We start from the raw sequence: 9,385 nt of genomic DNA, 5'->3' as shown, positions 1-9,385 counted from the left end.
GGGTACCTCCAAGTTCTTTTACAGTTCCGGAATCTATCAAAGCTCGTGTCTTTGGGCTGGAGATATAATCCGTCTGCGGAAAACCTACAAGTTTGGTTTCTCCACCCAATGTTTCTAAGGATGGAATGTGCGTTGTAGAGGTTACTACCAAACCCTTTACAGGAACCGTTAAGATAGCGTCAAAGTTGTCCTCTGCATCCTGTAAAGGCATGGAGCGCGCTGTATAGAGTAAGTATCTAAAGGTTTTGTCCGCATCTGGCCATGGATCATCAACTTCTAAAATACTGTAGTCAGAATACTCATAAAGGCGGAATCCTTGCGCGTGCGTTATCGTGTTAATAACGCTCTGACGATCAGAAATATCCGTAGTATTTTCTTCGGAAGTTTTATTCTTGCACGAAACTAATACGAGCAGTGCAATTATAATAGAGAGGGTTTTACGCATGTTCAAAAATAATATTATTTGTCCTTTACCGAGCTTGCGGGATTTAATTTGTTTAATTTTGCGCCGTATTGGGTGGACATGGCCTTAGACGGTTATGTTCTTAAAAGGGAATCTTGTGAAAGTCAAGAACTGTTCCCGCAACTGTAAGCGATGCCTTTGGCATTAGGAAGTTGATCAAACGCCACTGTTTCAATAGAAATGGGAAGGCCAATTTCCGCAGCAAGTCAGGAGACCTGCCCGGCACGATCATTATTAGTTAAACTTTCGGGATAAAAGTTTTGCATGCGGATTCAGTCTATAGCGGACTGAGCACACTTGCCACATCTTTTATTCCAGTAAACATCTTTAAAATGAAGAAGATTCTTTGTATTACTGGAATGGTGTTGGGTTTTGCCACCGTCGGATTTTCACAGACCGATGGACGTGAGCAGGCCTTAGACACTGTTTTTTTAGATTCCAAAACCCCTTTGACCTCCGCCAATAGCGGAAAGGTTATCACAACGATCTCTGCGGAGCAGATCGCGCAAGAGCCCAACAGTTCTGTGGCGCAATTGCTCAATCGCGCTGCTGGAATTGAGATCAACGGTAGCCGTTCTAACGGAGGGCAGAACCTCGGTTATTTTGTTCGTGGTGGTAGAAACCGTCAAGTTGTTATTTTGATTGATGGAGTTCAAGTGAATGATCCATCGCAGATCGCCAATGATTTTGATTTGCGCTTGCTACCTGCTTCTGCCTTTGAAAAGATAGAAGTACTCAAAGGTGCTTCTAGTGTGCTTTACGGTTCAGGTGCTGCAACAGCAGTGATTTCCTTGACCAGTAAAAAGAACGGAGACAAAGTTTTTGGCGTGCAGGCCAGTACCAGCTTGTCTACAGAAAATTCAAGTGAGAACACCGGCTTTGGAATTCAAACCTTCAACAATTCCGCGCGTATAGGCGGAGGGTATAAAGGCTGGTCTTACCAAATGCAGATCGATCATCAATCCCGCACAGGGCTTTCTGCAGTAGCTGCGCCAGAAGGAGAGCCTGCCTTTGAGAATGACCCTTTTAATTCCTATTCTGCAACAGCTACTGTTGGTTATGCCTTTGACAATGGGTTGAGTATTAGCAGAAGCTTTACCAATGCTCGTTTTAAAGCTGCATTTGACAATTTTGATTATACCGATGCGAATAATTTAAGCACGACCCAATTGGAGCAATTGCGTGGTAATTTGACTTACCGTTACCAAAAAGGACGTGTAGTGGTGAACGATGCCTATAGTTGGACGGAGCGCGATATTGAGTCTTCTTTCCCGTCACGTTTTGACAGTCGTTTCTTTGCTGTGGATGGTTTTTGGAATCACCAGTGGAGTAAGCAATTCAGCACCGTGGTTGGTGTCAATGCGCAATTCAGTGATTTCAACAGCTTTTCTATTCCTTTTGGAGAGACCGAGTTTAACCAAGACATCAATGACCAGACGGCAGACTTTGATATCATTGACCCTTATTTGAATGTGGTATATCAAAGTGATTTTGGATTGAACCTGAATGCTGGAGTACGCCTAAATACCCACAGCAACTATGACAATGCGGTAGTTTATCACATCAACCCTTCTTATAACACGAAGTTAGGAGATCTTAACGCTAAGGTTTTAGCGAGCTACAGCACTGCTTATATCACACCGAGTTTGTTTCAGTTGTTTGATCCTAGTTTTGGAAACTTGGAGTTAGACCCAGAGAACAATCGCACCATTGAAGCTGGTTTGGCTGTGGGAAAAGCAGAGTCTTTCCAAGTAAGTGTTGTTTACTTTAACCGCTTGGAAGAAGACTTTATTGACTTTGTGACGTTAGATCCTGATCACTGCTAGTGGTATTGAAGTAGAAGGGCAGTTCACAACGGGTCAATTCCGCTTTAACGCCAATTATACTTATACCAAACCAGACCAGCGCTTCAACCTGCGTATTCCGGAGCATAAATTAAATGCGAACCTAAATTACCAATGGACACAGAAGTTCAATACTGGTTTGCAATATCAATACAACGCCGAGCGTGAGGATGCCTTTTTCAACTCCGTGAGTTTTGAAAATGAGGCGGTAACCCTAGATGCCTTTGGTATCTTGGATTGGTACGGGCAATACCGTTTAAACGACGCCATTCAATTCACAGCACGCGTAAACAACTTGCTCAATGAAGAGTACGAGGAATTGTTCCGTTTCCAAACCCTAGGTAGAAATTTCAGCCTTGGAATGAATATTAACTTATAAGCCTATTTAAAATTACCAGTGAATTCTGGTAAGGGAAGATCGTAGATCATCTCGTTAAAAAATGGCAACTGCTCTTTGCGGCCTGAGACTTCTTTAAGTTCCGGGCCGCTTGTTTTTGGTGCAGCACCAAATCCGGCTCCCGTGATCTGATTCAAGGCCTCTGCCAATAGCGGCTCGTTCACATCACCTAAAATCCCAAGATTGCTGTAATCCTCGGGTAAAAGCGTATCAGGAACCAAACCGTCAAAATAGTCAGTAACGCCGTTTGCATTGATTGATTTTAAGATCAAAGGTTGCATGGCATAGGTGTGATCTGGATTCGCTCCAGTACGTCCAAAGTTCTCTGAGTCATATAGGGTAGTAGAGGCTGTAAATTTCCCAGTGGTTGTGCCTCCAATTTGAACCACATTGATCCACGGATCCAAGCCGTTGATCACCAATTCACTGGCTGAGGCTGATCTGCGGGTAGTTAAAATATATACGTTGGTCAAGTTCAAGCTATTCAAGCTCGTACCGTTACGCGTATCGTTTCTAAAGCGATTTACTAAGCGCTCCGGATCATTGGCTTCAAAAAAGGCTTGATTGTCGCTATTCCACTGTTCTGTGGTAAAGATTTCCCCAGTGAATTGCCCAGTGATCATGCTGGAAAGACTAATTGCTGATAGAACCGAGCCTCCTGGGTTATAACGCAGGTCTAAAACCAAGTCAGTCACACCGTTGGCCGCAAATTGCCCAAAAGCATCATTGAGTTGTTCGTCAAAATTAGCGGTGAAACCGTTGTACATCAAATAGCCAATATTCTGTCCGCTTACATTTAAAGTTTCAGCTACTAGAATTGGGTTCTCCGTATATTCAACTTTGGTAAGGGTTACTTCTGCTCCAGTTGGAGTTACGCTGGTTCCGTCAAAGGTGGCTAAACCAATGGTATAGCTGTCGGCACTAAAAAGGCCTCTAAAGTTGTCGTTGTTGATCTGCTGCCCGTTTACGGTATTAAAGATCACTCCTCGGGTCAAACCTTCCGTTTCTGCACTAGTTCCTGGCAGAACATAACGCACATAACCGAAGATCTCAAAATCGCTATCCGGATAGAAAACCAAACCGAATTCCATACCGTTATTTTTAGTTACACCTTGAAACTGCTGTTCTAAAGCGATATAATCATCAACTAAAAAGCTGAATCTGTCTATGGTGCCCGGCTGGAACAACAGATCGTCAAAAATTGCTTCAGGACTCGGGTAGGAGGCCGTAAAGGCTGATTTTTCCTCTACCGTGGCAAAACGGTCGTTGGCCAAATTAGGCACATCATCTTTATACAGATAAAAGGCATTGAGGCCGTTCCAGATAAAGTCATTGATGGTAAAGGCAACGTTTCCGTTGTTATTGGTCAGGTTATCGTCTTGATCTTCAAAACAGGCAACGGTAGTAAATACTAGGAGCACCGCCGCGCTAAGTAGGGATAATTTTCGCATAGCTTTTTTTAATAAAGGCAACATGAACTGTGCCATATCCTATTGAGTCGATAAAACTTTTAGTTCCTTGCTAAACAGGGCAAAAACACAGCTTCCTTGCGAATTTAAACTTTTTTTGTAACAAAAAATTGCCTGGTTCGTCCTAACTTCAGAAGCGCATAATTGCCAACCATCAGAAAATGAAACAACAGGAGTTCTTAAACATAGTATTGCCCTTTAGGGATAAGATGTATCGTTTAGCACGAAGAATCCTGGTTTCTACTGATGAAGCAGAAGATGCGGTTCAGGAAGTTCTTTTAAAGTTGTGGAAGGGAAAGGAGCGCATGAGCAACTATAAAAATCCAGAGGCTTTTGCGATGACCATGACCAAAAACTACTGTTTGGACCGATTAAAATCCAAACAAGCTGGGCACTTAAAGATCGTGCACAGCAACTACCAATCACCTCACGCCCGATTGCAAGATCAGGTAGAGGCCAATGACGGAGTTCGCATGGTCTTTGAGATCATGGAAACCTTACCCGAGCAACAAAAGATGATTATTCAGCTGCGTGATGTGGAACAATATGAATTTGACGAGATCGCAGAAATACTAGATATGAAACCTACAGCGATTCGTGTGGCTTTGAGCCGAGCGCGTAAAGCAGTACGGGAAGCATTGATAAAAAAATACAATTATGGAGTTAGCTAAGATAGAATCCCTATTGGAGCAGTATTTTGAGGGAAACACCACCCTAGAGCAAGAAGCTCAATTACAGCAGTACTTTGCTACTGCAGACCTGCCGGACCATTTGGCCCCTTATAAAGACCTCTTTGCAGGCTTTGGGTATATGCGTCAGCAGAAATCAGAAACCGAATTCGTGGTGCCACAAGTCAAAAGACGCAATCCAATTTGGGGTTACGCCGCAGCAGCACTAATTGGAGTGTTATTGAGCGTTGGAGTCTTTATGAACAACAGCGCAGACGATGCCCCAACCTTGACCGCTGAACAACAAGAGGCTATAGAAGCCTTTGAAGAAGCGAAGAAAGCGTTGCAGATGTTGTCTGGAAATCTCAATGACGGAATTGAGGGTATGGCCTACCTCAATGAATTTGACAAGGCCGCAGAACAGATTTTTAAGTAAGATTAATCAATCGAAAAACAACGTATGAATTGAGCGTAGTTTTCTTTAGAGAACTATGACAGAACAAGACGGAATCCGAATTAAAATCACTGGAACCGCTTGTTTAACCTAAATCACAAATTAAGAAAGATGAAACGAGTTATAATTTTAGTAATGGCATTTGTAGTAACGGCAACCGGATTTGCTCAAGATGTTTTTGACAAATACGAGACCAACGGAAAAGTAACTTCCTTTGTTGCTACCGCCAAGATGTTTAAGTTGATCAGAGATATCGACTTTGAAACCGATGATCCAGAAGCGCAAGCTTACAAAGACCTTATTGACAACATTGACAATATCCGTGTTTTTGTAACAGAAGATGAAGCCACCCGTAACGATATGAACACAACGGTGACTAATTACCTAAAGAGCAATTCCGAACTGGAAGAGTTGATGCGTGTAAGTGCAGAAGGAAAGCGTGTTCGTTTTTATTCTCAAGACGGAGAGAGTGAGGGCTTTGTAAAAGAACTTCTCATGCATGTGACCGGTGATGTTGATGGCAAGCAAATGTCAGTCATCATGAGCCTTACCGGAGATTTGAACCTGAGTCAGATCTCGCAACTCACTAAGGACTTAAAGTTGCCAGGTAGCGAAGAGCTCAAGAACATCGATAACAAAAACTAACCCTATTGAAACATCTATTAGCATTATTTAGCTTAGGTATTCTCCTCGCTGCGACTTTAGTAAGTTGCAACGAGGAGCCTACCTTACAGTCCTACTTTGTAGACAAACAAGAAGACAACCGTTTTGTAAAATTTGATCTGCCCTCAAGCCTGATCACGGAAGACAGTGATCTGCTCAACGCAGAACAAAAAGAGGTGATGCAGTCTGTACGTAAGCTCAATATTATGGCTTACCCCATTAAAGAAGGAGATTCTTTAAAGGCAGAGTATCAAATTGAAAAGCAAAACGTGATTGATATCTTGGCCAGAGAACAGTATCAGACCTTGATCAGTTTTGGTTCTCCAACCCAAGGAGCGTCTTTAAAGTTTGTTGGTGAGACGGACGCCATTGACGAGTTGGTGATCTTTGCCAGCGATGAAGAGCGCGGTTTTGCGATCTTTAGACTAACCGGGAACGATATGGATCCGGAGAAGTTTGTCAATATGATGCGCTCCATTGAAACCGGAGATCTGGATGTGAGCCAAATGAATGGATTGGGACAACTCTTTGATACCAGCGATGAAGACTATGACGATTCTTGGGAAGACCAAGAAGGTTGGGTAGACGACCAGGAGAATGAAACCAAACTGGATTCCATCATCGACGAGATCGAGGACTAAGCACGATTAAAAAATATAGCAGGATACTAGATTCCTGTGTAAGATGCTGGTGTAATAGCCAGCATTTCTTGTTTTAAGGCATCAGATACATCCAAAGATTTTATGAAAGCGGCCATGGTCTGCTCAGTAATGGCTTCATTGGTACGGGTAAGTCCTTTTAAGGCCTCATACGGATTCGGATAGGCCTCACGGCGTAAAATAGTCTGAACCGCCTCAGCAACTACTGCCCAGTTGTTTTCAAGGTCACCGGCAAGGGCTTGCTCATTCAATAACAATTTACCCAAACCTTTTAAAGTAGCTTGCATAGCAATTACCGTATGCGCTAAAGGTACCCCAATATTACGCATCACCGTAGAATCTGTTAGATCACGTTGCAAACGACTAACAGGAAGCTTAGCAGCCAAGTGTTCAAATAAGGCATTAGCAATTCCTAAATTCCCTTCTGAATTCTCAAAGTCAATTGGATTTACTTTGTGCGGCATAGCCGACGAACCAACTTCTCCCTTTTTGATCTTCTGTTTGAAGTAATCCATGGAGATATACGTCCAAAAATCACGGTCCATATCCAGGATGATCGTATTGATGCGCTTTAGGCCGTCAAACAAAGCTGCCATATGGTCGTAATGCTCGATTTGCGTAGTTGGGAAAGAGTGGTGAAGTCCGAGTTTTTCCTGCACGAAATCCGTAGCAAAGCCTTTCCAATCTATCTGTGGATAGGCAACCTGATGCGCATTGAAGTTACCGGTAGCTCCTCCGAACTTAGCAGCACTTTTCACATCATTCAAAAGATCTAATTGTTCTTTTAAACGAACCACATAAACCTCGATCTCTTTCCCCAAACGGGTAGGAGAGGCCGGTTGTCCGTGGGTGCGGGCCAACATGGGAATGTCTTTCCACTCCTGTACAAAACCTTCTAATTTCTGAATCAGCTCCAAAAAAACAGGAATGTACACATCATTCACAGCTTCTTTTAATGATAAAGGCACTGCTGTGTTGTTGATGTCTTGGGAGGTGAGTCCAAAGTGAATGAATTCCTTTTGAGCGCCAATCCCCAAACGATCAAATCCTTCTTTGATGAAATACTCTACCGCTTTTACATCGTGGTTGGTAACTCCTTCAATTTCTTTAACGCGTTGAGCGTTCTCAGAATTGAAGTCGGTGTAGATCTTACGTAGAGCATCAAACTGGCTGTGGTCAAAATCAGCGAGCTGAGGCAAAGGCAATTCACACAGGGCAATGAAGTATTCCACTTCTACCTGAATGCGATATTTGATCAAGGCTTCTTCCGAAAAATAATCGGCTAAAGCACTTGTTTTACTCGCGTAGCGTCCATCTATGGGTGAAATTGCACGAAGGGCCGTATTGCTCATCTTGGCTGATTTTTAAGAAAGGGCTAAGATACGTTTAAAAACGAAATTTTAAGGGGTCTTTCCAGCCTGAAATTTCTCGATCTTAGCCAGAAAGGTTCGGGTGCGGGCTTTGTAGCCTGCCGAGTGTTTGGCATAGCCTTCTTGGAGGATCATTTGCAGCTCTGGATGCACCCAATCAAACTCGGTACCCAAATAGTACAAACTTTGTATGCTGTAAGCTTTACAAGCTACTTTTTCTTCATTGATGACCCAATCAAAACAAGCTGCAGTCAAGGCTTCTCTATGTTCTCGATTTAAAGAAGATCGCACGGCGTCATCTATATCTTTGTAATAGGCTAAGCAAAGCAGTTCCGTGATCTTGGCAAAAGGTCGTTTGGCCTGATGCTTTTTAAGTTCTGGGATGATTGCGCAAAACAAATCTAAATGCGGTAGTAAAAGCTCCATATGCGCCTTGCAGACAAATTCCAGCACCCAAGCCGCTTTGTGAGAACGATCGGTAGACTCGTCTGCGCAGAATTTCAAGAGGTCTTCTAAACTATCAGGGTTTTGCAAAACCCAATCTGCGGCCTGCTGCCTACTGGCTCGGTAGGCCTTTGCGTAATTTAACGTTTCTTCAAGAGCTTCTCGCAACAATTTGTTATACTTTGATCGTTCAACTAACTGGGACATGAAGATACTTAAAAAAGTCCTCATCTTGGCTTTAGTAGCATTTGTGGTGATGCAGTTCTTTCGCGTAGACAAGAACGAGGCAGCAGGTGATTATTTAGAAGCTTTCGTCGCGGAGACCAATCCGCCTACCGAGGTCATGGAAACGCTTAAAACGGCCTGTTTGGATTGTCACAGTAATAATACGCGTTATCCCTGGTATGCCGAGATTGCTCCGATCTCCTATTGGTTAGATGATCACATCCGTCACGGCAAAGGGGAACTCAACTTCTCGGAATGGGCCAACTACTCCAAAAGCCGCAAGGACCATAAGATGGACGAGATCATTGAGCAGGTAGAAAACCGTTGGATGCCCATGACTTCTTACACCAAGGTACATAAAGATGCAATTTTGACTGATGAACAGATCGCGAGCATAGTATCTTGGGCCGAGCAATATCGGGCTTTGATCAATTTAGGAGATCGACCACAGTAGGGATTCCTTTCGTTGCGGTCTGAGCGATCACTTGAATTCGACCACCAGAAGCAACAGCGGGATTTGGATCTACAAAAAAGATAGGCGTATCTACAGGAGCGTAGTTTAAAAGCCCAGCAGCAGGATACACTTGCATAGAAGTTCCCACAATGATCAGCGCCTCACATCGGCTTACAATTTCAACCGCTTTTGGGATTAGTGGGACGTCTTCTCCAAACCAAACAATGTGCGGCCGGGGCTGGGGTCCATTCTTGCTTAAGGCTCCCAGGTTCACG

At 43.5% G+C, this 9,385-nt stretch carries 11 protein-coding genes, 1 pseudogene and 1 riboswitch; of the genes and pseudogenes, 7 read left to right on the top strand and 5 right to left on the bottom strand.

The features are described from left to right. Positions 1–445, bottom strand: a pseudogene (locus tag HRT75_RS13040) (ABC transporter substrate-binding protein); the annotation flags it as partial. Between the two features lie 53 nt (positions 446–498). Then, a riboswitch (cobalamin riboswitch) is annotated at positions 499–701 on the top strand. Between the two features lie 94 nt (positions 702–795). Between HRT75_RS13040 and HRT75_RS13035 the strand changes: the two are divergent. Both HRT75_RS13035 and HRT75_RS13030 read left to right on the top strand, forming a co-directional pair. Further along, entirely contained in the window at positions 796–2,289 is a 1,494-nt protein-coding gene (locus tag HRT75_RS13035; RefSeq protein ID WP_291187554.1) for a TonB-dependent receptor plug domain-containing protein, read from the top strand. Then, a complete protein-coding gene (locus HRT75_RS13030; RefSeq protein ID WP_366665074.1) occupies positions 2,273–2,686 on the top strand; it encodes a TonB-dependent receptor in 414 nt (137 codons plus the stop codon). The genes HRT75_RS13035 and HRT75_RS13030 overlap by 17 nt, the downstream gene beginning before the upstream one ends. 2 nt (positions 2,687–2,688) lie before the next feature. Here the strand turns inward: HRT75_RS13030 and HRT75_RS13025 are convergent, their stop codons facing one another. After that, complete coding sequence (locus HRT75_RS13025; RefSeq protein ID WP_291187551.1) at positions 2,689–4,155, bottom strand: S41 family peptidase; 1,467 nt, start codon at positions 4,153–4,155, stop codon at positions 2,689–2,691. 179 nt (positions 4,156–4,334) lie between these two features. Between HRT75_RS13025 and HRT75_RS13020 the strand changes: the two genes are divergently transcribed. The 4 genes from HRT75_RS13020 to HRT75_RS13005 all read left to right on the top strand — a co-directional run bounded on the left by HRT75_RS13020 (position 4,335) and on the right by HRT75_RS13005 (position 6,599). Continuing rightward, positions 4,335–4,844: an RNA polymerase sigma factor gene (locus HRT75_RS13020; RefSeq protein WP_291187548.1), complete on the top strand. Its 510-nt coding sequence runs from the start codon at positions 4,335–4,337 to the stop codon at positions 4,842–4,844. After that, positions 4,831–5,277, top strand: a complete 447-nt coding sequence (locus tag HRT75_RS13015) for a hypothetical protein (RefSeq protein ID WP_291187545.1) — start codon at positions 4,831–4,833, stop codon at positions 5,275–5,277. The genes HRT75_RS13020 and HRT75_RS13015 overlap by 14 nt, the downstream gene beginning before the upstream one ends. A 129-nt stretch (positions 5,278–5,406) precedes the next feature. Next, positions 5,407–5,940 (top strand): DUF4252 domain-containing protein, encoded by a 534-nt coding sequence (locus HRT75_RS13010; RefSeq protein ID WP_291187542.1) that lies wholly within the window; start codon positions 5,407–5,409, stop codon positions 5,938–5,940. A gap of 5 nt (positions 5,941–5,945) precedes the next feature. Beyond that, positions 5,946–6,599, top strand: a complete 654-nt coding sequence (locus HRT75_RS13005; RefSeq protein ID WP_291187540.1) for a DUF4252 domain-containing protein — start codon at positions 5,946–5,948, stop codon at positions 6,597–6,599. A 26-nt stretch (positions 6,600–6,625) separates the two neighbouring features. Here the strand turns inward: HRT75_RS13005 and purB are convergent, their stop codons facing one another. Both purB and HRT75_RS12995 read right to left on the bottom strand, forming a co-directional pair. After that, positions 6,626–7,969: an adenylosuccinate lyase gene (gene purB / locus HRT75_RS13000; protein WP_291187537.1), complete on the bottom strand. Its 1,344-nt coding sequence runs from the start codon at positions 7,967–7,969 to the stop codon at positions 6,626–6,628. Positions 7,970–8,017: 48 nt separating this feature from the next. Next, positions 8,018–8,638 carry an adenylosuccinate lyase gene (locus tag HRT75_RS12995; protein WP_291187534.1) on the bottom strand — a complete coding sequence of 207 codons (621 nt, stop codon included), beginning with the start codon at positions 8,636–8,638 and terminating at the stop codon, positions 8,018–8,020. Here HRT75_RS12995 and HRT75_RS12990 point away from each other — a divergent pair. Further along, positions 8,637–9,110, top strand: a complete 474-nt coding sequence (locus HRT75_RS12990; RefSeq protein ID WP_291187531.1) for a heme-binding domain-containing protein — start codon at positions 8,637–8,639, stop codon at positions 9,108–9,110. The genes HRT75_RS12995 and HRT75_RS12990 overlap by 2 nt on opposite strands. Here HRT75_RS12990 and HRT75_RS12985 read toward each other — a convergent pair. Continuing rightward, positions 9,085–9,385, bottom strand: a 301-nt coding sequence (locus tag HRT75_RS12985) for a Sir2 family NAD-dependent protein deacetylase (protein ID WP_291187528.1), incomplete at its 5' end; no start/stop codon positions are given. The two genes, HRT75_RS12990 and HRT75_RS12985, sit on opposite strands and share 26 nt — an antisense overlap.

Origin of the sequence: Gilvibacter sp. (assembly GCF_013214815.1) — a bacterium.
Taxonomy (GTDB): domain Bacteria; phylum Bacteroidota; class Bacteroidia; order Flavobacteriales; family Flavobacteriaceae; genus Gilvibacter.
The sequence above is the reverse complement of the archived record's forward strand: the minus strand, read 5'-3'. Positions and strand labels throughout refer to the sequence as shown.

What these genes read in the sequence shown, in the direction of transcription:
- HRT75_RS13025 (WP_291187551.1), bottom strand. Translation starts at nt 4,155, where the DNA reads ATGCGAAAATTATCCCTACTTAGCGCGGCGGTGCTCCTAGTATTTACT.
- HRT75_RS13015 (WP_291187545.1), top strand. Translation starts at nt 4,831, where the DNA reads ATGGAGTTAGCTAAGATAGAATCCCTATTGGAGCAGTATTTTGAGGGA.
- HRT75_RS13020 (WP_291187548.1), top strand. Translation starts at nt 4,335, where the DNA reads ATGAAACAACAGGAGTTCTTAAACATAGTATTGCCCTTTAGGGATAAG.
- HRT75_RS12995 (WP_291187534.1), bottom strand. Translation starts at nt 8,638, where the DNA reads ATGTCCCAGTTAGTTGAACGATCAAAGTATAACAAATTGTTGCGAGAA.
- HRT75_RS13010 (WP_291187542.1), top strand. Translation starts at nt 5,407, where the DNA reads ATGAAACGAGTTATAATTTTAGTAATGGCATTTGTAGTAACGGCAACC.
- HRT75_RS13035 (WP_291187554.1), top strand. Translation starts at nt 796, where the DNA reads ATGAAGAAGATTCTTTGTATTACTGGAATGGTGTTGGGTTTTGCCACC.
- HRT75_RS12990 (WP_291187531.1), top strand. Translation starts at nt 8,637, where the DNA reads ATGAAGATACTTAAAAAAGTCCTCATCTTGGCTTTAGTAGCATTTGTG.
- purB (WP_291187537.1), bottom strand. Translation starts at nt 7,969, where the DNA reads ATGAGCAATACGGCCCTTCGTGCAATTTCACCCATAGATGGACGCTAC.